Below are 21,450 nucleotides of genomic sequence, written 5' to 3'. Positions count from 1 at the left end.
GCGATCATGCGTATCCTGCACACAATGCTTCGAGTGGGCGATCTTCAGCGTTCGGTGGACTTCTATAGTCACGTGCTCGGAATGCGCGTGCTTCGTCAGAAGGACTATCCGGACGGCCGTTTCACCCTCTGCTTCATCGGCTACGGCGACGAGAGGACAAGGAAACAGTGCTCGAACTCACCCATAACTGGGACACCAAGAGCTACGAACTGGGTACGGGTTACGGCCACATCGCACTGGAAGTGGAAGACGCCTACAAGGCGTGCGAGGACGTGAAGAAGCAGGGGCGGCAAGGTCACGCGGGAGGCCGGACCCATGAAGCACGGAACCACGGTGATCGCGTTCGTCGAGGACCCTGACGGATACAAGATCGAGTTCATTCAGCGATCGCGCGCCTCCTGACGTATTCGTCGGCGGCACGGATGAATCCGCCGACATCGACCGTCTCCGGGCGCGATGCCGGATCCAGCCCGGCCGCTTCTATGCGCGGAACGTCGAGATAGCCCTCGAGAGCGTTGCGAAGGGTCTTGCGCCTGCGGGTGAAGGCCCTGGTCACCACTTCACCCAAAGCCTGCTCATCGAGCGCAACCGGTGCTTCCGGTCCCAGCGGTGTCATGCGCACGACGGCAGAACGAACCTTGGGCGGCGGGCGGAACGCGCCCGGCGGAACTTCGAAGAGCTTCTCCATCCGGAAGCGATACTGCAGCATGACACTGAGTCTGCCGTAGTCCGGTCCGCCCGGATGATCGACCATGCGGTCCACGACTTCCTTCTGCAGCATGAAATGACAGTCCCGGATTCGTGCCCGCCACTGCGCAAGGCGGAAAAGAAGCGGCGTGGAGATGTTGTACGGAAGGTTGCCCACCACACGCAGATCCGCTCCCGCGATTCCGAAGTCGAACTGCAGCGCGTCACCTTCATGTATCCGCAAGCGGCTTTCCTCGTGGGCCGCCCGCAGCCGCTGAACGATGTCCCTGTCGATCTCGACCACTTGAAGAAACGGAATCCTCTCGAGCAGGGGTTCCGTGAGTGCACCCAGGCCCGGACCGATCTCCAGTACGTTGTCGCCCCCAGCCGGCGCAAGCGCATCGAGAATCTTCCGGATGACCGACCTGTCGGCCAGAAAGTGTTGTCCGAAGCGCTTCCTGGGGACATGGGATCGCGAGGCTCCTGCTGTTCGTTCAGCGGTCATCGGAGAACCCCTCCCGCCCGACACCGGCAAGAGCGCAGGCGAGTTCCACCGCGGCACGGAGACTTCCGTCGTCGGCTTTGCCGGTGCCGGCGAGGTCGAGCGCCGTGCCATGATCCACCGACGTTCGCACGATCGGCAGGCCCAAGGTGACGTTCACGCCCCGTCCGAAGCTTGCGTACTTGAGAACGGCGAGCCCCTGGTCGTGATACATCGCAAGAACAGCATCTGCGCGATCGAGGTAGCGTGACTGGAACAACGTGTCCGCTGGCAGCGGGCCGGTGACGTCGAACCCCCGCCGCTGCATGGCCCGGATCACGGGTTCGATCACCTCGATTTCCTCGCGACCGAACCGCCCGGCCTCGCCCGCGTGAGGATTGAGGCCGGCCACCAGGATTCGCGGACGGGCGATGCCGAACTTCGATTTCAGATCCGCGTGAAGAATCCGGATGGTCTCTTCCAGGGACGGCTGCTTGATGGCATCCGGTACGTCGCGCAAGGCGAGGTGCGTCGTTGCCAACGCAACCCGCATCCCGCCGCCGACGAGCATCATGACCACCCGATCGACGCCGCATCGCTCCGCGAGGTACTCGGTATGTCCCATGAAATCGTGGCCTCCCTCCGCGATGACGGACTTCTGCACGGGGGCCGTGACCATGGCGCAGAACTCCCCGGAGGTACAGCCGTCGATCGCCCGATCCAGCGTGGCGAGCACGTAGTCCGCGTTTCTGGCATCCGGCTGTCCGGCCGCCGATGGCACAGCGAGCGGCACGTGAAGAATGGTCGGCAATCCGCTTGGGACGGCCGGGTCGTGATCGGGAATCGACGAGGGAATCCCGCAAGCCATCGCCCGCTCCCGGAGGAGGTCGCGATCACCGATGAGCACCAGCGGCAGGGAACAGCCTGCCGCGACTCGCATGCACAGTTCGGGTCCCACCCCGGCAGGTTCGCCGGTGGTGACCGCGACAAGTGGAGGGTTCAACGCTCCTCTAGGCGATATTCGACGAATGCGCGGTCACGCATCTGCCTCACCCAGTCGGTGAAGGCTTCATCGCCCTTTCGCATGCGAATGGATTGACGGGCAAGCTGACGCTCCCGCTCCTTGGTCATGTCTTCGGTACGCCGCTGGAGGACCTGGATCAGATGCCACCCGAACGGCGACTGCACCGGCGGGCTCACTTCTCCTGGCTTGAGCGCTGCCATCGCCTGTTCGAACTCCGGCACGGTGTCGCCTGGCGAGAGCCAACCGAGGTCCCCGCCCCGCGCAGCACTCGAGTCTTCCGACTGAGCGCGGGCGAATTCCGCAAAATCGCCACCCGCAACGACCTTCTCCCGGATCGCTTCCAGACGCCGCTTTGCCTCGTCTTCGGCGACGATCTCGTTCAGCCGCACGAGAATGTGACGGGCCCTCGTCTGCTCGACCACCACCTGGTTGGAGGTGGACCGCTTCTCGACGAGCTTGAGAATGTGGAACCCGTTGGGACTCCGCAGCAGCCCCGACACATCGCCGGGCTTCATGCCGGACACGGCCTGCGCAAAGATGGAAGGCAGCCTGCCCACGCTTCGCCAGCCGAGTTCGCCCCCTTGCAAGGCGTTGGTGGCGTCCGAGTAGGTCGCCGAGACCTGCTTGAAGTCGGCCCCCTGCCTCAGCTTGGCCAACGCCTCCTCCGCGCGTGTCTTCCGCGCCTGGATCTGATCGGGAGCGGCCGCCTCGGGAACCGTGACCAGGATATGCAACAGATTGAACTCGTCGTTGCGACCGGAGGCCTGCTGGCCCTTGAGATAGCTCTCGATTTCCGCATCCGACACCGAAACCCGGCCTTCCACTTCGCGTTCGCGAAGCCTCGCGATGAAAATGTCGTTGCGGACATCCTCCCGATACCGGCTGAAGTCCACCCCTTCTTCCTGCAGGAACTCCTTCAGTTCCGCCGGGCTCATCTTGTTTTCCTTCGCCAGCCGGGACACCGCCCGGTCCACCTGTGCCTCGTCCACGCGCAACCCCGTCTCCTTCGCATACTGAACCAGAACCCGCGTCGTGATCATGCGCTCGAGCAACTGCTTGTCCAGCAATTCGCGCTGCGGCAGAGCGGTCCCCTGCCTGGTCAATTCGCGTGAGGCCAGCTTGACCTGCTCCTCCAGCTCGAGCTGGGTGATGACTTCGTTGTTCACCACGGCGATCACACGGTCCACCAGGATGGGATCCCGTCTGCGCTCCGCGGCATCCGCATGTTGCGGCAGCACCGCCCAAAGGCATGCGAGAAAGATGAGTGCAAGTCTGGAGTAGGTCATCAAGGGCGGCACCTGGCTGCGGTCACTGCATGGGGTAGTAGTCTTCGTTGAACTGGGACTGCGGCAGTGCGTTCATGCGCTGATAGCCCAGCACGTTCTGCCTGAGGATTTCCAGCGGATTGGAGCCGATCTTCGACAGGCCGTTCAACTCCAGCTGGAAGAAGAACGCCCGGACGCTGTCCTGGGTGAAGGTGACGAATTCCTGCAGGACGAAACGGCCGACCCAGCAACCGGCATTGTACTCAATGCCGGCGATGGTGGTCGTCGCGCGCCGGTCGAACATCGAGTAGGCGAGGCGGCCGACACCGCTCCAGCGTTCGTTGAGCTGCCACTGACCCGACACATCGACCTGCTCGAAGCTTCCGCGATTGAAGCGATACCCGAGATTGACGAGATTGCCGATCTGGGGGTTGTAGCGCAACGAGAACATCGACCGGTCCGGGCGGCCCTGATTGATGTCCATCTTGACTGCCGTATCGATGTACCAGGACTGGCTCATGCGTCCCGTGAGCGCTGCCAGCACATCGGATCGGTTCTGCGTACGCGCGACCGTGTTGGGCAGGGTCACGCGCTGGTCGGCGAAAAAGAATCTTTGGGCCAGCGTGAGCCGCAGGCGTTCGCGGCCGTCCAGCGCGTCGATCAACCGGCTCGACACCCCTGCCGTCAGCTGGTTCGCATCGTTGATGCGGTCGCCGCCCACGAACTGGTTCTCGCTGAAGACCTGCGCGAGGTTGAAGTCCGCCACAGCCGTGTCGAAGACCGGCAGGCGGCTTTGATCGTGATAGGGAATGTAGACGTAGTAGAGCCTCGGCTCGAGCGTCTGCAGCAGCGGCGTGCCGCGGAAACTGGTGTTGCGTTCGAAGGTGACCGAACTGTCCACGCTGAAGATGGGCAGCATCCTGTCCTGCGTCCCCGGCTGGCCCGCGCCATCGAGTTCGTAACGCGTGTAGTGCAGGCCGACCTTGGGAAGTATGGTGGCGAACGACCTCTGGATCGGATACGTGAGGCTCGGATAGATCGTTGTCCGTCTGCCATTCAGCAACGTGGGATGGGAGAAGGAGACGTACTCCGATGCAAGGTTGGCATCGAATCCCCTCACATCCTGCCGAAGCGCCGTGAAGGTGAGCTGCGGCAGCCTGGCATAGGGAGGAGTGATGGGGGCCAGCGGATCCTGCAGCGTCTGGAATTTCTGCGTCCGGCCCGCGAAGGTCCACCAGCCGCCGTTGTAGGTGAGCCCTCCTTCCCGGGGAAGATTGGATATCGACGTGACGGCCAGCCGGTTGGACAGGTCGACAAAGTAACGGTCGTCGGAAGCCTTCTGCAGATTCACGTAGCCGGTGAGCGCCGGCGTGAGCGCATGGTTGTGGCGCAAGGCAAGCGCGTACCGGCGCTCGCCCCCGCGTTCGCGATCGTTGGGAAGGAACTCCGCATTCACGATGCCCGAGAAGTTGGCGTTGAGGTAGCGGAACTCGTTGTTGAACATCAGTCCTCGCTTGGCGAGGAACCGCGGGGCGATCGTGGCGTCGTAGTTCGGGGCAAGATTGAGGTAGTACGGGACGGTCAGTTCGAAGCCGCTCTTGCCGGTGGTGCCATAGGTCGGGCCGAGGAAGCCGCTCTTGCGTGCATTGGAGAGTGGAAAGTCGATGTAGGGCGTGTAGAGAAACGGCACATTCTTGAAATACACCGTGGCCCCCCGGGCGACGCCTTCATCCTTCTCGCGATCGAGATCGAGCTTCCTGACCTTGAGAAACCAGTCCTGACTGGGAGGGACGCAGGTGCTGTACGTGGCCGCTTCGGCCTTGATGCGCGTCTTGCTGTCGACGAACAGTCGATTGGCTTTGCCCCGCGCGTTCAGCGCGCGGAAGTAGTACTCGGGCGACTCCGCGTATGCCTTGTCGTTCCGCATGTCGATGCGCACCTTCGCGCCTTCGATCATGTCTCCCAGCCTGTCGACCCTGACATGGCCGGTGGCCGTGAGCACCTCGTCGGCGGGTGTATAGACGACGTTGTCGGCGAAGACAGTCTGGCCGCGTGACCGCAGGCGCACGTTGCCGTCGGCCTGCACACTGTCGCCCGCCTTGCCGGCCACGCGATCGGCCTCGAGAAAGAGCGCGGAGTCACCCTGCGTGAGTTCGGCAGGCGTCGGCGCGCGAAGCGCAGGATCGAGCTTGAGCTTGAGTCCGAGCGACTGCCCCATGGCCGTCGCGGGTAGCGAGACGGCCGCGGCGAACAGCCATCGGGCGACGAGCGGCATGGGTGGCGAGACGGGGGCGTTGTTAGAATGCCGGAAGTATAGAACCCGCAGGTCGCTCCTTGGATCGTCTCGACGCGCTAAAAGTCTGGTTGTCCCGTGCACTGCCCGGTATCCGGGTGTCCCTCGAACCGGCCTCATCGGACGCGAGCTTCCGCCGCTACTTCCGCGCGCGCGACGGCGAACGATCCTGGATCATCATGGACGCGCCACCGGAGCACGAGGATTGCCGTCCTTTCGTCAAGGTGGCGCAACTCCTGAATGAGGCGGGGCTGCACGCGCCGAAAGTGCTGGCACAGGATCTCGGAGCCGGTTTTCTGCTCCTGACCGACCTGGGCAATGCCACCTTCCTGCAGGCGATCGAGCGCGACCGGACGCTCGCACCCGGACTGTTCGATTCGGCGACGACGGCACTCGTTTCCTGGCAGCTCGCGAGCCGGCCGGATGTGCTGCCCTCCTACGACGAGGCACTGCTGCGGCGGGAACTGGCGCTCTTTCCCGATTGGTATCTGGCGCGGCACCACCGCCTTGAGTCGACCGCGGAACTCGCCGGCATGCTCGAAGGCGTGTTCGCCACCCTGCTTCGGAACATCCTGGCGCAACCTCGCGTCTACGTTCACCGCGACTACATGCCACGCAATCTGATGGTGAGCGACCCGAACCCCGGCATCCTGGACTTCCAGGATGCCGTGCATGGTCCGATCACTTATGACGTGGCTTCCCTGATGCGCGACGCCTTCATCAGCTGGGAGGAACGGGAGATCCTCGACTGGACCATCCGCTACTGGGAAAAAGCGCGTCGTGCCCGGCTCCCCGTGTCGGCGGATTTCGGCGAGTTCTACCGCGACGTGGAATGGATGGGAATGCAACGGCACCTCAAGGTGCTCGGCATCTTCGCCCGGCTCAACTACCGGGACGGGAAGCGGGGCTACCTGGAGGACACGCCGCGGTTCTTGCGGTACGTGCGGTCCACGGCGCTGCGCTACGGCGAACTCGCGGGCCTGCTGCCGCTCCTGGACACGATCGAGGAACGCGCACCCCAGGCTGGCTACACCTTCTGATGAAAGTCCCGGAAATGGCAGGTATCCGCAACTCCGGGCAACTCATCGCCGAGCACGTCTTGCGCCGGGTGTGGGCATGGACAGCTTGAAGGCGATGATCCTGGCCGCCGGCCGGGGCGAGCGGATGAGGCCCCTGACCGACCGTTGCCCGAAGCCTCTGCTGGAGGCGGGCGGAAAACCGCTCATCGTCTGGCATCTCGAACGATTGGCCGCCGCGGGAATCCGCGACATCATCGTGAATCATGCCCACCTCGGCTTCATGATCGAGGATGCTCTGGGCGACGGGAGCCGTTGGGGACTCGCGATCACGTATTCGGCGGAACGCGAGGCCCTGGAGACCGCGGGAGGCATCGCGCTGGCCCTCGATCGGCTGGGTACCGAACCCTTCCTCGTGATCAACGGTGATGTGTATTGCGAAGCGGACTTCGCCGCCCTGGCGAATCGTGGACGGCGCCATCTGGAGCCTTCCGACGCGCTCGCACACCTGCTGCTGGTGGACAATCCGGACCACCATCCCGCCGGCGATTTCCGGCTGGACGGAGATCGCGCCTTCGCCGACGGGTCGCCCCGGCTCACGTTCAGCGGCATCGGCATGTACCGCCCCGAGCTGTTCCGGCACATTCCACGCGGCTCGCGTGCAAAGCTGGGGGTCTTGCTACAGAACGCGATGGCCCGCGGGGCGGTCACAGCGGAACGTCTTGATGGCTTCTGGCTGGACGTCGGAACGCCGGAACGGCTTGCCTCCCTCGACCTGCGTCTGCTTGCACGCGGCGCGCGACAACCTGCGAATCCCTGACATGACCGAATCCCTGAAGATCCCCCCGAGCATCGCACCCTTCCGGGAGCGGCGTTCGCGCCTGCTCCGTGCCATGGAACGTGGCGTGGCAGTCGTGGCCACCTCGGCCGAACGCACCCGCAATCGCGACACGCACCACCCGTTCCGATTCGACAGCTACTTCTACTACCTCTCCGGATTCACCGAGCCCGGGTCGGTTCTCGTGCTCGTCGCCGGTCCGGATCCGAAGTGCATCCTGTTCTGCCGCGAGAAGAATCTGGAACGCGAGATCTGGGATGGCTACCGGTTCGGTCCCGCGCTTGCGAAGGACGCGTTCGGCTTCGACGAGGCCAACGACATAAGCACTCTCGACACGCGCATGGCAGAACTGCTCGGTGACCAGCCGGCGCTGTATACGGACGTGGGCTCCGATGCTGCCTGGGACGGCCGGATCATCGAGTGGCTCAATGCGGTGCGGTCCAAGGCGAGGAGCGGGATCGCCGCCCCGGGCGAGATCCGCGACATCCGGCGCCTGCTCGATGACATGCGTCTGATAAAGGACTCTCACGAGATCGCAACCATGCGGGCTGCGGGCGCCATTTCGGCCCGGGCACACGCGCGCGCCATGAGGGCGACCCGGCCGGGCAGGCACGAGTACGAGATCGAGGCCGAGCTGCTGCATGAATTCGTGGGTTCCGGCGCCCGTTTTCCGGCCTACCCGTCGATCGTGGCGAGCGGCCCCAATGCGTGCGTCCTGCACTACGTGGAGAACACGCGCCGCATGGAAGACGGCGACCTGCTGCTGATCGATGCCGGATGCGAACTGGAGGGATATGCCTCCGATATCACGCGGACCTATCCGGTGAATGGCCGGTTCTCGTCTCCGCAGAGGGATATCTACGAGCTGGTGCTTGCAGCGCAGGCGGCTGCGATCGCGCAGGTTCGCCCGGGCAATCCCTGGGAAGCGGCGCACGATGCGGCGGTTGCCGTGCTGGTCCGGGGATTCATCGACTTCGGGTTGTGTGCCGGAACGGTGGAATCGGTCATCGAGTCGGGAGACTTCCGCCGCTTCTACATGCACCGCACGGGACACTGGCTCGGGCTGGACGTGCACGACGCGGGTGACTACAAGCGGGACGGCCAGTGGCGGACCCTGGAAACCGGCATGACGCTGACCGTCGAACCAGGGTGCTACATCCGTCCTGCGGAGAACGTCCCCGAGGCGTTCTGGAACATCGGCATCCGCATCGAAGACGATGCGCTGGTAACGGCGACCGGTTGCGAACTCCTCACCGCGGAGACGCCGAAGTCGGTTGCCGATATCGAATCCATCGTGGGCACCGTGGCCTGACGGACGTGCTTCCGACCGGCTCGAACGAACAGATATGTATCGTGGGTGCGGGGCCGGTGGGTCTCTATCTCGCACGCGCTCTGTCCGATGCGGGCTTCCGCTGCCGGGTGCTCGAATCGCGCGGTCCCGATCAATTCCGCGCGGACCGCCGTGGACTCGCCCTTTCTTGGGGCAGTCATCTCAAACTTCTGGGAGCAGGGGTCGATCTGCGCAAGATAGGCACGGCAACACCGATCCTGGCGGTTCATGTGTCGCAGTGCCACGCGGTCGGCCGCACTCACCTTCTTGCCTCCGACATCTCGCTTCCCGCGCTCGGTTTTGTCGCCACCTACGGTGACGTGGTCGATTCGATCCTGAAGCGGGCGCGGGAGACCTGCGAGATCGATTTCGGAACGACGGTCGAGCGCATCGACGACGAGGGCGACGGAGTGCGCCTGACCACGTCCGGCGGTCCCGTGGCGGCGCGCGTGGCCGTCATCGCGGACGGAGGCGGCGCGCTCCTGGACTCGGCAGGATTCACGGTCCGGTCAGATGACTACGGTGTTCATGCCCTGGTGGGGACGGTGCGCGTGGCCAAAGGGAGTTCAGGTACCGCGTTCGAACGATTCACCGACCATGGGCCTCTTGCACTGCTTCCATCCTTCGATGGTTACGCCCTTGTCTGGACGCTTCCACCCGAGATCGCAGAACGGCTCGTGTCCGCCTCGTCCGGCCATGTGCTCGATGCCTTGCAACAGTCTTTCGGCTGGCGGCTGGGCCGTTTCCTGGCAATTCGCGACCGCGGCGCATTCCCGCTGTCGCTCCGAAGAACGAGCCCCATCGCGCGCGGCAACGTCGCGGTGATCGGCAATGCGGCGCAGACCCTTCACCCCGTCGCGGGACAGGGGTTGAATCTGGGACTGAGAGATGCGTGGGCATTGACCAAAGCGCTGACGAACGCAGGCAATGCCTCCGCGAAGGTTCTGGAAGGATACGCGGCGTCACGCCAATTGGATCGTACCGTCACCATCGGTATCACCGACTTTCTTGCCCGCGCATTCCGTATCTCGATGCCTGGCGCCGCGGCGGCGCGAGCATGCGGCCTCGAGATTCTCGATCTGCTTCCGGTTCCCCGCCGTTCCTTCACCTCGCTGCTCACATCCGTTCCACTTCGGTAGCCACAGCATCGCTGCCATTCCGATGCGTTGCGTGTTTTGCGATTCTGCGGCGTTCGCACCAGTGGTTTCTGATTACAATACGCCCCCTTTCTTCGTCGACTCCGCCCGAGCCTTCCGGCATGCAGATCGGACCCTATCGACTCCGCAATCGGCTCGCGGTGGCACCGATGGCCGGCGTCACGGATCGCCCGTTCCGTCAGCTTTGCCGGCGGCTGGGCGCGGGATACGCCGTCTCCGAAATGACGACGTCCGACGCTCGCCTCTGGAACACGGCAAAGAGTCGCAGGCGGCGCGCGCACGACGGTGAACCGGAACCGGTGGCCGTGCAGATCGCCGGCACCGATCCAGAGCAGATGGCCGAGGCGGCGCGCTTCAATGTGGAGCAAGGTGCCCAGATCATCGACATCAACATGGGATGCCCAGCGCGCAAGGTCTGCAACGTCCTCGCCGGATCCGCGCTGATGAGGGACGAATTGCTCGCTGCCCGGATTCTCGAACGTGTCGTCCAATCCGTGGCCGTGCCGGTAACCCTCAAGATGCGCACGGGGTGGAACCGGGACTGTCGCAACGCCGGGCGCATCGCCCACATCGCCGAGGAAGCCGGAATCAGTGCGCTCACCATCCATGGTCGGACCCGCGCGGATTTCTACGACGGGCATGCGGAATACGAGACGATCGCCGCCGTGAAGTCGGCCGTGCGGATCCCCGTGATCGCCAATGGCGACATCGACTCGCCCGCAAAGGCCCGACAGGTGCTGGAATCGACCGGGGCCGACGCCTTGATGATCGGGTGTGCGGCACAAGGCCGCCCATGGATCTTTTCGGAGATCGACGCGAGCCTCGAACAGGGAACCGTTGCGGCCGGTCCCTCGCCGGAGGAGATTCACGCGATCATCGTCGAGCACCTCGAGGCGCTCTACTCCCTGTACGGCGCAGTGGCCGGCTGCCGTGTGGCCCGCAAGCACATCGGATGGTACTCACGGTCCCTCGCTGGCGGAGACGCCCTGCGGCGCAGCATGAATCAGCTCGAGGACCCTGTGGCGCAGCTCTCCACGGTGGACACTTTCTTCAACCAGCAAACCACGCTCGCCGGAAAATCATGGCCAACAGACCAGCGCGCCGCGTAGAGAACGAGAACGACATCGGGCGCTGCGTTCGCAGGGCCCTCGACGCGTATTTCCGCGATCTTGACGGAGAACGTCCCGCACCGCTGCACGACATGGTGATGGCGTGTGTCGAGATGCCACTGCTGGAGTACGTCATGGCGCAGGTCGAAGGCAACCAGACGCTGGCCGCGGAGATCCTCGGCATGAACCGCAACACCTTGCGCAAGAAGCTCAAGTTCTATGGCCTGATCTGAACCCTCGGGCCGCAATCACCATTCAACGAAGCGTTCCCATGACTCAACTGCGACAAGCCCTCATCAGCGTTTCCGACAAGACCGGTATCGTGGATTTCGCCCGAGATCTTCACCGTCTCGGAGTGGCGATCCTTTCCACGGGCGGCACCGCCAAGCTCCTGTCGGATGCGGGCATACCGGTGACGGAGGTCGCGTCCTACACCGGATTTCCGGAAATGCTGGACGGTCGGGTGAAAACGCTGCATCCGCGCGTACACGCCGGAATATTGGCGCGCCGTGATCTTCCCTCCCATGTCGATGCCATGACCCGGGAGGGAATGGGCTACATCGATTTCGTGGTGGTCAATCTGTACCCGTTCCAGCAGACGGTCGCCAACCCCGATTGCACGCTGGAAGACGCCGTCGAGAACATCGACATCGGCGGCCCGACCATGGTGCGTGCAGCCGCGAAGAACCATCGCCACGTCGCGGTCGTCACCGATCCGGCAGACTACCCTGCGGTCCTCGCGGAGATGAAATCCACGGGGGGACGCGTGGGGCTGGAGATGCGTTTCGATCTCGCGAAGAAAGCCTTCTCGCACACCGCCCGGTACGATGGCGCGATCAGCAATTACCTCACGGCGCTGGGCAAGGACGGGGTGCGGCACGAGTTCCCCGACCAGCTGAATCTGTCGTATTCGAAAGTGCAGGATCTTCGCTACGGCGAGAATCCTCACCAGAAAGGTGCGTTCTACCGCGATGCTGCGGCTCCTGCGGGAAGCCTGGCCGGGTACCGTCAGATCCAAGGGAAGGAACTCTCGTACAACAACATCGCCGACGCCGATGCCGCCTGGGAATGCGTGAAGACGCTCGAGCGCTCGGGTTGCGTGATCGTGAAGCATGCCAATCCGTGCGGCGTCGCCGAGGCGGCGAGCGCGATCGAGGCGTACCGGCTCGCCTATGCAACGGACCCCACGTCAGCGTTCGGCGGGATCATCGCCTTCAACGGCAAGGTCGACACGGAGACGGCCAAGCAGATCGTCGCGAATCAGTTCGTGGAAGTGGTGGTCGCCCCCGGCTACTCCGACGAAGCGGTGCAGGTATTCGCTGCGAAGGCAAACGTGCGGCTGCTGGAAGTGGCGCTCGCCAGGGAACCCAACGCCCAGGACATAAAGCGGGTGGGCGGAGGCGTGCTTGTGCAAAGTCCGGATGCCCGGAACGTATCGCTGGCCGAACTGCGTGTCGTCACCAGACTGGCGCCGACGCAGGAGCAGCTGCACGATCTTCTCTTCGCCTGGCGTGTCGCGAAATTCGTGAAGTCCAACGCCATCGTGTTCTGCGGTCGCGGAAGAACGCTGGGCGTGGGAGCCGGCCAGATGAGCAGGATCGATTCAGCACGCATCGCCTCGATCAAGGCCCAGAATGCAGGACTTTCACTCCAGGGGTCCATGGTGGCGTCGGACGCCTTCTTCCCCTTCCGCGACGGACTCGACGTGGTCGTGGACGCAGGGGCCGTCGCGGTCATCCAACCGGGTGGAAGCATGCGGGACGACGAAGTGATCGCCGCCGCGGACGAGCGCGGCATCGCGATGGTCTTCACCGGCACCCGCCATTTCCGGCACTGAGGTTCTCACCATGGACTCGCCCAGACTGCAATCGCTCCGAGAATCAACCATCACGGTGTCCCGGTCACGGAGCGGGAGGAAAGCATGAATCTCCTTGTCATCGGTTCGGGCGGACGGGAGCACGCCATCGCGTGGCGCCTGGTGCAGTCTGCGCGTGTCGCGCGGGTCTACATCGCGCCCGGCAATGCCGGAACTTCGCGTGAAGACGGCCTGTTCAATGTCGATGTCTCCTAGGTGGAAGACCTGGTGGAATTCGCCAAGAGGGAATCCATCGCGCTCACGGTGGTGGGCCCCGAGGCCCCCCTAGCCGCCGGCGTCGTCGATGCCTTCCGCGCTGCCGGACTCAAGATATTCGGCCCCGTGCGGGCAGCCGCCCGGCTGGAATCATCGAAGGACTTCGCCAAGGAGTTCATGGTCCGGCATCGCATTCCCACCGCGAAGCACCGCACTTTTTCAGACGCCCGGGAAGCGCACGCCTACATCGATGCGGAAGGTGCGCCCATCGTCATCAAGGCTGACGGGCTCGCAGCCGGCAAGGGCGTGGTCGTGGCGATGGAGGCACAACAGGCACATGCCGCAGTGGATTCCATGCTCGTGGACAATCGCATGGGCGATGCGGGTGCGCGCGTCGTGATCGAGGAATTCCTGGAAGGCGAGGAAGCAAGCTTCATCGTCATGGTGGACGGCAGGCATGTCCTGCCCCTGGCATCGAGCCAGGACCACAAGCGTCTGCTGGACGCCGATCAGGGCCCCAACACCGGCGGAATGGGCGCCTATTCGCCGGCGCCCGTCATCACACCGGAGGTCCACGCCCGGGTGATGCGCGAGGTGATCCAGCCCGTCATCCTGGGCATGGAGGCGGAAGGCACGCCCTACACGGGTTTTCTGTACGCGGGTCTCATGATCTCCCCCAAGGGCGAGCTTCGTGTGCTTGAGTTCAATTGCAGGCTGGGGGACCCGGAGACGCAACCGATCCTCATGCGTCTCAAGAGCGACCTGCACACTCTGGTGGAACACGGCGTGAACGGAACCCTGGACCGGGCCGATGCCCAGTGGGATCGCCGCTTCGCGCTGGGAGTCGTGCTCGCCGCTGCCGGTTACCCCGATGCCCCGCGCAAAGGAGATGTGATCACCGGTTGGCCGCGCAACGCCGAAGACGTCCACGTCTTTCATGCCGGCACCGCGGCACGCGACGGCGCGGTCGTCACCTCGGGAGGAAGGGTTCTCTGTGTGACCGCGCTTGGCGACACGGTTCGAGTGGCGCAGCGACGCGCGTACGAGGTGGCTGACCAGATCCAGTTCGATGGAAGGCAGATGCGCCGCGACATCGGCTATCGCGCCATCGGTGCGCGCCGGAGTCCGCTTTGACATCCACCTTGCCGGACCTGGCGGAGGCCAAAGGCTTCTTCCTCGACCTTCAGACCCGTATCGTGGCGGGCCTGGAATCGGAGGATGGCACCCCGTTCCGTCGTGACGACTGGGAACGGCCGGAAGGCGGGGGCGGCCGCTCCTGCCTCGTCGAGGAGGGCGGTCTTTTCGAACGGGCCGGCGTGCTCTTCTCCCATGTGCATGGCAAGAGCCTGCCGCCTTCCGCCTCCGCGAGCCGCCCCGAACTGGCAGGCCGCGGATTCGAAGCCATGGGGGTATCGCTGGTACTCCACCCGCGCAATCCCTATGTCCCGACAGTTCACCTCAACGTGCGCCTGTTCGCTGCCCTCAAGACCGGGGAAACGCCCGTGTGGTGGTTCGGTGGCGGGATGGATCTCACGCCCTATTACGGCTTTGCCGAGGATGCCCGGCACTTCCACGAAACCTGCAATCGTGCACTTGCACCGTTTGGTCCCGATTGCCATCCCCGTTTCAAGGACTGGTGCGACCGGTATTTCTTCCTGAAGCACCGGAACGAGCCGCGGGGCATCGGAGGCATCTTCTTCGACGACCTCTCGGCTCCGGACTATTCCACCTGCTTCGCCCTGACGCGCAGCGTCGGCGATCACTTCCTGGACGCCTATGTGCCCATCGTCCAGAGGCGGCGCATGTTGCCGTTCGGCGACCGGGAACGTGACTTTCAGGCCTATCGCCGTGGTCGCTACGTGGAATTCAACCTCGTCTTCGATCGCGGCACGCTATTCGGCCTGCAGTCCGGCGGTCGTACCGAATCCATCCTCCTTTCCATGCCGCCCCTCGTCCGGTGGCGCTACGACTGGCATCCCGAGCCGGGAAGCCCCGAAGCGGCGCTGTACTCGGAGTTTCTGAAGCCCAAGGACTGGCTCGCTGCCTCCTGACCGGCCAGCGGTCCGGGTATGCACTTTTGCATATACCCGGCTTCTGGCATGGACTTGGCTATTTCGTCAGAACAATTCACGCAATAAATTCTCAATCTCTTGGCGGCCGAGCCGTCACTGAGAGTTCGACACAACAGTATTGGATTGATCATGGGCGACCCATCGATGCTCAACTGGATGAAAGCCCCGGAAGATCACCGGCAGACGATGAGCAACGAATCAGAAGAGCAGAAACGGATCATCGAGAAGTTGCGCGCCCGGGTCGCGCGGCTCGAGTACCTGCTCGGCACCCATCACATTCCGGTCCCTCCGGAGGACGAAGCCGGCGGGATCCCCGTGGACTCTCATCTCGCATTTCCCGAACTGGACTTCTCCGAGCCGGAAAGAAAACCCGCGGAGAAGATCGAAACCCGCGCTGCCCTGGAGGAGTTCCCCCATATCGCAGCGGCTCTGACCGGGCTATGGGGACGTGACGGTTTCGAAGAGTATCTTGGCAAGCTGATCGTGGACGAACGGGGAAACCGCAAGGGATTCAGCATGGACGCCATGGAAGAACTGCTGCTGCTCGCCCGGGTGGCACGGCAGCGCAAGGCATATTTCGGCTTCGGCGCCGACGGAAAGCCCGGCGACGTCTGGACCGAGATCCGCGAAGTCAGCCGGCGCGCGGCATCTGCTACCTGAGAATCCGGTCAGACGCGGGCGACATACGCCCGACGGTCGTCACTGTCCAAGGTAGGCCTGACGCACCTGGGGGCTGGCAAGCAGAGCCGGCCCCGAATCCTCCAGCGTGATCACCCCCGATTCCATCACGTAACCACGCGTCGCAGCCTGCAAGGCCAGCAGCGCATTCTGTTCGACAAGCAGAATGGTGACACCCTGGGCCGCGATCGACTGGATCACCTCGAAGATCTTGCGCACCATGAGCGGCGCCAGACCCATGCTGGGTTCATCGAGAAGCAGCAGCCTCGGCCGGCTCATCATGGCGCGTCCGATCGCAAGCATCTGCTGCTCGCCGCCGGAGAGTGTCCCCGCCACCTGTGCTCGCCGTTCGCCCAGCCGTGGAAAGAGTTCCAGCACCCGGTCGAGGTCTTCCTTCACCGCCCCCCGATCGTTCCGGATGTAAGCGCCCATCGCGAGGTTTTCCTCGACGGTGAGGCGAGAGAAGACACCACGGCCTTCCGGTACCAGCGCCACGCCCTTCCGGATCAGAACGTGCGACGCAAGCCCGGTGACGTCTTCGGACTTGTAGCGGACCGAGCCTGCCACCGGGCGCAGCAATCCGGCCAGCGCCTTGAGCGTGGTCGTCTTGCCGGCGCCGTTGGCGCCGATGAGGGCGACGAGTTCTCCCTCTTCCACTCGAAGATCGACCCCACGCACAGCCTCGATCCCGCCGTAGGCGACGGTGAGCCCCCGAATGTCTAGCAGGCTCAAGAACTCCCCTCCTGCGCTTCCTCTGCTGGCGTTCCGAGATAGGCGGCAATGACAGCCGGATCGCGCTGCACGTCTTTGGGAACACCTTCCGCGATCTTCTTGCCGTACTCGAGCACGGCGACGCGGTCGCAGATGCCCATCACCAGTTTGACGTCGTGTTCGATCAGCAGAACGGTCGTGCCGTCTGCCCGGATCCGCGCGATGAGCTGTCCCAGCGCCTGTCGCTCGGTGGGATTCATGCCGGCCGCCGGCTCGTCGAGAGCCAGCAACTTCGGCCTGGTCGCAAGCGCCCTCGCGATCTCGAGCCGTCGTTGATCGCCGTAGGGAAGGCTGCGCGCAAGCGTGTTGGCGTGACGATCCACCCCCACGTATTGCAGCAGCTGGTGCGCCGTGGCGACGACCTCGGTCTCTTCGGCGACCGTCCGCTTCGTGCGGAATATGGCGCCGAAGATTCCCGCACGCGTCTGGAGGTGCTGCCCCACCATGACATTCTCGAGCGCCGTCATGTTGCCGAACAGCCGGATGTTCTGGAACGTGCGGGCGATACCGCTGCGAGCGCATCGATACGGTTTGAGCCCGGACAGCTCTTCGCCGTCGAAGCGGAACGAACCTCCTTCGGCGCGATAGAGCCCGGTCAGGACATTGAAGAGGGTCGTCTTGCCGGCGCCGTTCGGACCGATGAGCCCGTAGATCTCTCCGCGCCGGATCGTGAGCGAGACTCCCGAAAGCGCGGTCAGACCTCCGAATCGTTTGTCGATATCGACGGCCTCCAGCAGCACGGCCGTCGGCTTGTCGGCGAGGTGCGGCGCGCTCATTGCCGGGACACGAGTTCGCGCCGGCGGGTCTTGGAGGGCCACAGGCCGGCCGGCCGGTAGAGCATCATCAGCACGAGCGCAAGGCCGAACAGCAGCATGCGGATGACCTCGGGTTCCACGATCATGCGGCCGAACACGGCCTTCTGCAGCGGTTCCACGGTGTAGCGGAGGATCTCGGGCACGAAAGACAGCAGGATCGCCCCGAGGATGACGCCCCAGATGTTGCCCATGCCCCCGAGCACGACCATGGCCAGGACCATCACGGATTCCACCAGCACGAAGCTCTCGGGACTGATGAAACTCTGCATGGCTGCGAACATGCCCCCTGCGATGCCGCCGAAACTTGCTCCCATGGCGAATGCGAGCAACTTCACGTTGCGGGTGTTGATTCCCATGGCCTGGGCGGCCGTCTCATCCTCGCGAATGGCCACCCACGCACGACCGATGCGCGAGTCCTGCAGTCTGAGGTTCACCACGATGACCGCAAGCAGGACCAGCAAGAGCAGGTAGTAGTACTTGATGGGGCCGCTGATCACATGGTCACCAAGATGCTGTGTGCGGCTCAAGTCCCACCCAGCCACTCGAAAGGGATCGATGCGCGAGATCCCCTGCGGGCCATTGGTGATGTTGATCGGCTGGGAGAGATTGTTGAGAAAGATCCTGACGATCTCGCCGAACCCGAGCGTGACGATCGCGAGATAGTCACCGCGAAGCTTGAGCGTCGGCGCGCCAAGCAGCACACCGAACACGCACGCGAGCAAGGCGCCGATCGGCAGGATCACCCAGAACGGAAGATGCAGTCCCAGATGGGGCGAAGCCAGAAGTGCGTACGTATATGCGCCGACACCGTAGAACGCGATGTAGCCCAGATCCAGCAGACCGGCGAACCCGACGACGATGTTGAGCCCGAGGGACAGCAAGGCAAAAAGGATGGCGAGATTGGTAATTCGAACCCAGGCGGTCCCGACCGACGCGAGCGCGAAGGGGAGCACGGCCAGGACGCAGGCGATCACCACCATGCCGGCCCACGCGCCGGGCCGCCCTCTCAGACTGGCCATCGGCATCATGTGCTCTCGGGTTTCCGGCGGTCAGGCACGGTCGCTCACCCGTTCGCCCAGCAGACCCGACGGACGAAAGACCAGCACGAAGATGAGAACGATGAAGGCGAAGACATCCTGGTAGTTGCTGCCCATCAGGATCATGTGGCCACCGTTGGCGCACCGTTCGGTCAGCGCCGTGGAAATCCAGCCGATGTTGCAGAGGTCCGTCGCCTCGCCGATATACCCGGTTCCCAGCGCCTCCACGATACCCAGGAGCATTCCCCCCAGCATTGCGCCGGCGAGATTGCCGATGCCTCCCAGGACCGCAGCGGAGAAGGCCTTGAGCCCCAGCAGCGCACCCATGGTGTAGTGCGCGATTCCGTAATAGGTGCCGACCATCACCCCGGCCACCGCGCCCAGACCGGCCCCGATGATGAACGTGACGGAGATCACCCGGTTGATATCGATACCCATGAGCCCGGCGATCTGAGGATTCTCGGAGGTGGCGCGCATGGCGATTCCCAGCTTGGTCCGATACACCAGAAGCGTGAGACCACCCATCATGAGGAGAGAGAGCGCGATGATGGCGATCTGCACCGCGCTGACGGTGGCCCCGGCGATCTCGTAGATGGGATTCGCGATGATCTGGGGAAACGACATGGGATTGCGGCTCCACACGAGCATCGCGACGTGCTGCAGGATGATGGAAATCCCGATCGCCGTGATGAGCGGAGCGAGGCGAGGCGCCCGCCTCAGCGGACGATAGGCCACGCGCTCCATGGCATAGCCAACGGCCATGCAGACGGGAATCGCGCAAAGAGCGCCCAGAACCACGATCGCGACAGCCGGTAACGGCGTTCCGCTGCCAGCGAGGGTCGTGATGACCCACAGGGCCACCATCGCTCCGATCATCACGACTTCGCCGTGGGCGAAATTGATGAGTTGTACGATGCCGTAGACCATCGTGTAACCAAGCGCCACGATGGCATAGACGCTGCCCAGCGTAAGGCCGTTGATGATCTGCTGAAGGAAGATGTCCACGAATGAGCGCGCAGGCGCCGGTTCTCGCTTGCAGGAAAGAAAACAGCACCGCTTGGGTGCCGTTTTCTCGCCGATGGGGCTGCCGCGTCCGGGCCGGAGGGAGTTACTTGGCCTCGCCCGCGAGCGACTTCACGAAGTCCTCGTATTTCACGGTCTGGCCGCTCTTGATGATGGCGACGGGCTCGATCTTGCCGCCTTTCATCGTGAAGATGGTCATCTCGGCATCTTTCCGGTCACCCTTCTCGTCGAACTGGATCTTTCCGCTGGCACCGTTCAATTCGATCGCCTTCAGTGCCGGCAGGTATTTCGCGGGATCGACCGAATCCGCCTTCTGCATGGCGGCGATCAGAAGATTCGTGGCGTCATAGGTGAACGGCGCATAGATGATCGGATCGGCGTTGAACTTTGCCTTGTACGCATCGAGAAACGGCTTGCTGGAGGCCTGGGCCGGAATGCCGGCCTGGGAACACACGAGCCCTTCGGCTGCGTCGCCGGCGAGTTCCTTCATCTTGTCCGAACAAGCGCCGTCACCGAATGCGAAGACCGCCTTCAGTCCCAGTTCCTTCCCCTGTTTCATCAGGGGTCCGGCGGCCGCGTCCATGCCGCCGAAGAAGATCGCATCGGGCTTCTTGCCGCGAAGCTTGGTGAGCACCGCCTTCCAGTCGTTCTGCTTGTCCGTGCCTTTCTCGCGCGGCAACACGGTGACGCCGGCGGCCTTCAACGTCTTCTCGACCTCGTTCGCCAGGCCTTCTCCGTATGAAGTTGCATCGTCCACCACTGCCGCGACCTTCGGCTTGTGTTCGGCGACGAGATAGCTCGCAATCGCGGGCCCTTGCTGATCGTCCCGGCCGACTGTCCTGAAGGTGACGGCGAAGCCCTGTTCCGTCAACTGGGGGTTCGTGGCCGAACCGCTGATCATCGGAATGCCTGCCTGGTTGTATACCGACGAAGCCGGAATCGTCACGCCGGAATTGAGGTGTCCCACGACGCCGGCCACTTTGGCGTCGGCAAACTTCTGGGCGATGATGGGCCCCTTGTCCGGTTTGCCTTCATCGTCCTCGCTCAGCATTTCGAACTGGACATTCTTGCCGCCGATCGAGATTCCCTTGGCGTTCGCCTCGTCGATGGCGAGCTTGACGCCACTTTCGTTGTCCTTTCCGAGATGCGCGATGCTGCCCGTGAGCGGCGCCGCGTGCCCGATCTTCACCGTGATCTGTTCGGCCGCCGCCTGAGCTGCGGGCGCGGACGCTGCTTGCGGGACATGGAGTCTCCTCGAGCAGTGGGAGTTTTTGGGGTCTGACCGTGTGACCGGCCGGGGCCGCCCCGGGGCGGCCGATACGCATGGCGAGCATGAAATTATTCACCCTCCCCAAAACCTCGTCAATTCGAGGGGTTGCGGGGTGAGATCGAAGAACGCCACAAAAAAAAACCGGCCTGATCGGCCGGTTCTGCAAGCGGTACTGACGCTCAGTGCAGGGAAAGGATCCACTCCACGATCGTCTTGACGTCTTCATCCTTGAGATTCGGATGGGGGGTCATGGGAATCGCACCCCAGTTGCCCGAACCGCCCGCCTTGACCTTCTTCACCAAGGTGTCGGTCACGCTCTGACCCTTGTACTTCTTGGAGATTTCCTTGTAGGCGGGACCGACCAGCTTGGTGTCGGGGGAATGACAGGCAGCGCAGTCGCTGCCCTTGATCAGAGCCTGCGCCTTGGCAGCGTCGGCAGCGTGTGCGGCACCGGTGAGCGCAAGGCCAGCGACGGCTGCAGCGATCAGGTGAGAGAGCTTCATTGTTTCTCCT

The 21,450-nt window shown here is 63.7% G+C and carries 19 protein-coding genes and 2 pseudogenes; 11 read left to right on the top strand and 10 right to left on the bottom strand.

Features of this window, described 5'->3' with window-relative positions:
* The first annotated feature begins 6 nt into the window (after positions 1 to 6).
* Positions 7 to 402 (top strand): annotated as a pseudogene (gloA, locus tag IPK20_06310) (lactoylglutathione lyase).
* Here gloA and rsmA read toward each other — a convergent pair.
* From rsmA to IPK20_06290, 4 genes are read right to left on the bottom strand one after another with little or no spacing between them, the layout of a single operon-like run.
* Complete coding sequence (gene rsmA, locus IPK20_06305) at positions 377 to 1,192, bottom strand: 16S rRNA (adenine(1518)-N(6)/adenine(1519)-N(6))-dimethyltransferase RsmA (protein MBK8016363.1); 816 nt, start codon at positions 1,190 to 1,192, stop codon at positions 377 to 379. The pseudogene gloA and the gene rsmA overlap by 26 nt on opposite strands.
* Positions 1,182 to 2,171 carry a 4-hydroxythreonine-4-phosphate dehydrogenase PdxA gene (gene pdxA / locus IPK20_06300; protein MBK8016362.1) on the bottom strand — a complete coding sequence of 330 codons (990 nt, stop codon included), beginning with the start codon at positions 2,169 to 2,171 and terminating at the stop codon, positions 1,182 to 1,184. The genes rsmA and pdxA overlap by 11 nt, the downstream gene beginning before the upstream one ends.
* A complete protein-coding gene (locus IPK20_06295) occupies positions 2,168 to 3,478 on the bottom strand; it encodes a peptidylprolyl isomerase (protein MBK8016361.1) in 1,311 nt (436 codons plus the stop codon). Before IPK20_06295 ends, pdxA begins: the two co-directional genes overlap by 4 nt.
* A gap of 22 nt (positions 3,479 to 3,500) precedes the next feature.
* Complete coding sequence (locus tag IPK20_06290) at positions 3,501 to 5,732, bottom strand: LPS-assembly protein LptD (protein ID MBK8016360.1); 2,232 nt, start codon at positions 5,730 to 5,732, stop codon at positions 3,501 to 3,503.
* A gap of 59 nt (positions 5,733 to 5,791) precedes the next feature.
* On the opposite strand from IPK20_06290, the gene IPK20_06285 reads away from it, so the two are divergent.
* From IPK20_06285 to IPK20_06240, 10 genes and pseudogenes are all read left to right on the top strand, one after another.
* A complete protein-coding gene (locus IPK20_06285) occupies positions 5,792 to 6,790 on the top strand; it encodes a phosphotransferase (protein ID MBK8016359.1) in 999 nt (332 codons plus the stop codon).
* Positions 6,791 to 6,884: 94 nt separating this feature from the next.
* Positions 6,885 to 7,586 carry a nucleotidyltransferase family protein gene (locus IPK20_06280; GenBank protein MBK8016358.1) on the top strand — a complete coding sequence of 234 codons (702 nt, stop codon included), beginning with the start codon at positions 6,885 to 6,887 and terminating at the stop codon, positions 7,584 to 7,586.
* A 1-nt stretch (position 7,587) separates the two neighbouring features.
* Positions 7,588 to 8,916: an aminopeptidase P N-terminal domain-containing protein gene (locus IPK20_06275; GenBank protein ID MBK8016357.1), complete on the top strand. Its 1,329-nt coding sequence runs from the start codon at positions 7,588 to 7,590 to the stop codon at positions 8,914 to 8,916.
* A gap of 5 nt (positions 8,917 to 8,921) precedes the next feature.
* Positions 8,922 to 10,073: an FAD-dependent monooxygenase gene (locus IPK20_06270; GenBank protein MBK8016356.1), complete on the top strand. Its 1,152-nt coding sequence runs from the start codon at positions 8,922 to 8,924 to the stop codon at positions 10,071 to 10,073.
* A 119-nt stretch (positions 10,074 to 10,192) separates the two neighbouring features.
* Positions 10,193 to 11,200 (top strand): tRNA dihydrouridine synthase DusB, encoded by a 1,008-nt coding sequence (gene dusB, locus IPK20_06265; GenBank protein ID MBK8016355.1) that lies wholly within the window; start codon positions 10,193 to 10,195, stop codon positions 11,198 to 11,200.
* The gene (locus IPK20_06260) at positions 11,173 to 11,433 is read left to right on the top strand and encodes a Fis family transcriptional regulator (protein ID MBK8016354.1); all 261 of its coding nucleotides are present in this window, start codon (positions 11,173 to 11,175) and stop codon (positions 11,431 to 11,433) included. The genes dusB and IPK20_06260 overlap by 28 nt, the downstream gene beginning before the upstream one ends.
* Before the next feature lie 38 nt (positions 11,434 to 11,471).
* Positions 11,472 to 13,037, top strand: coding sequence for a bifunctional phosphoribosylaminoimidazolecarboxamide formyltransferase/IMP cyclohydrolase (gene purH / locus IPK20_06255; protein MBK8016353.1), 1,566 nt, complete (start codon positions 11,472 to 11,474; stop codon positions 13,035 to 13,037).
* A gap of 84 nt (positions 13,038 to 13,121) precedes the next feature.
* Positions 13,122 to 14,405: pseudogene (purD, locus tag IPK20_06250) on the top strand (phosphoribosylamine--glycine ligase).
* Positions 14,402 to 15,322 carry an oxygen-dependent coproporphyrinogen oxidase gene (gene hemF / locus IPK20_06245; protein ID MBK8016352.1) on the top strand — a complete coding sequence of 307 codons (921 nt, stop codon included), beginning with the start codon at positions 14,402 to 14,404 and terminating at the stop codon, positions 15,320 to 15,322. Before purD ends, hemF begins: the two are co-directional and overlap by 4 nt.
* Positions 15,323 to 15,529: 207 nt before the next feature.
* The gene (locus tag IPK20_06240) at positions 15,530 to 16,003 is read left to right on the top strand and encodes a hypothetical protein (GenBank protein ID MBK8016351.1); all 474 of its coding nucleotides are present in this window, start codon (positions 15,530 to 15,532) and stop codon (positions 16,001 to 16,003) included.
* A 39-nt stretch (positions 16,004 to 16,042) separates the two neighbouring features.
* Here IPK20_06240 and IPK20_06235 read toward each other — a convergent pair whose 3' ends face one another.
* The 6 genes from IPK20_06235 to IPK20_06210 form a co-directional block, all read right to left on the bottom strand.
* A complete protein-coding gene (locus IPK20_06235; protein MBK8016350.1) occupies positions 16,043 to 16,753 on the bottom strand; it encodes an ABC transporter ATP-binding protein in 711 nt (236 codons plus the stop codon).
* Positions 16,750 to 17,568, bottom strand: a complete 819-nt coding sequence (locus IPK20_06230) for an ABC transporter ATP-binding protein (GenBank protein MBK8016349.1) — start codon at positions 17,566 to 17,568, stop codon at positions 16,750 to 16,752. The genes IPK20_06235 and IPK20_06230 overlap by 4 nt, the downstream gene beginning before the upstream one ends.
* A complete protein-coding gene (locus tag IPK20_06225) occupies positions 17,565 to 18,635 on the bottom strand; it encodes an ABC transporter ATP-binding protein (protein MBK8016348.1) in 1,071 nt (356 codons plus the stop codon). Before IPK20_06225 ends, IPK20_06230 begins: the two co-directional genes overlap by 4 nt.
* Before the next feature lie 21 nt (positions 18,636 to 18,656).
* Complete coding sequence (locus IPK20_06220) at positions 18,657 to 19,649, bottom strand: branched-chain amino acid ABC transporter permease (protein ID MBK8016347.1); 993 nt, start codon at positions 19,647 to 19,649, stop codon at positions 18,657 to 18,659.
* A gap of 103 nt (positions 19,650 to 19,752) precedes the next feature.
* Entirely contained in the window at positions 19,753 to 21,006 is a 1,254-nt protein-coding gene (locus IPK20_06215) for a branched-chain amino acid ABC transporter substrate-binding protein (GenBank protein MBK8016346.1), read from the bottom strand.
* Between the two features lie 110 nt (positions 21,007 to 21,116).
* The gene (locus IPK20_06210) at positions 21,117 to 21,440 is read right to left on the bottom strand and encodes a c-type cytochrome (GenBank protein MBK8016345.1); all 324 of its coding nucleotides are present in this window, start codon (positions 21,438 to 21,440) and stop codon (positions 21,117 to 21,119) included.
* Positions 21,441 to 21,450 lie beyond the last annotated feature (10 nt).

The sequence above is a fragment of the Betaproteobacteria bacterium genome (genome assembly GCA_016713305.1).
In the GTDB taxonomy this organism is placed as follows: domain Bacteria; phylum Pseudomonadota; class Gammaproteobacteria; order Burkholderiales.
This window is presented reverse-complemented; position numbering and strand designations above follow the sequence as displayed.

Bases quoted from the DNA above. Each gene is read 5' to 3' on its own strand.
- dusB (MBK8016355.1), top strand. From the start codon at position 10,193: ATGCAGATCGGACCCTATCGACTCCGCAATCGGCTCGCGGTGGCACCG.
- rsmA (MBK8016363.1), bottom strand. From the start codon at position 1,192: ATGACCGCTGAACGAACAGCAGGAGCCTCGCGATCCCATGTCCCCAGG.
- IPK20_06210 (MBK8016345.1), bottom strand. From the start codon at position 21,440: ATGAAGCTCTCTCACCTGATCGCTGCAGCCGTCGCTGGCCTTGCGCTC.
- IPK20_06275 (MBK8016357.1), top strand. From the start codon at position 7,588: ATGACCGAATCCCTGAAGATCCCCCCGAGCATCGCACCCTTCCGGGAG.
- IPK20_06290 (MBK8016360.1), bottom strand. From the start codon at position 5,732: ATGCCGCTCGTCGCCCGATGGCTGTTCGCCGCGGCCGTCTCGCTACCC.
- purH (MBK8016353.1), top strand. From the start codon at position 11,472: ATGACTCAACTGCGACAAGCCCTCATCAGCGTTTCCGACAAGACCGGT.
- IPK20_06230 (MBK8016349.1), bottom strand. From the start codon at position 17,568: ATGAGCGCGCCGCACCTCGCCGACAAGCCGACGGCCGTGCTGCTGGAG.
- IPK20_06225 (MBK8016348.1), bottom strand. From the start codon at position 18,635: ATGATGCCGATGGCCAGTCTGAGAGGGCGGCCCGGCGCGTGGGCCGGC.
- IPK20_06295 (MBK8016361.1), bottom strand. From the start codon at position 3,478: ATGACCTACTCCAGACTTGCACTCATCTTTCTCGCATGCCTTTGGGCG.
- IPK20_06280 (MBK8016358.1), top strand. From the start codon at position 6,885: ATGATCCTGGCCGCCGGCCGGGGCGAGCGGATGAGGCCCCTGACCGAC.
- IPK20_06240 (MBK8016351.1), top strand. From the start codon at position 15,530: ATGAGCAACGAATCAGAAGAGCAGAAACGGATCATCGAGAAGTTGCGC.
- IPK20_06260 (MBK8016354.1), top strand. From the start codon at position 11,173: ATGGCCAACAGACCAGCGCGCCGCGTAGAGAACGAGAACGACATCGGG.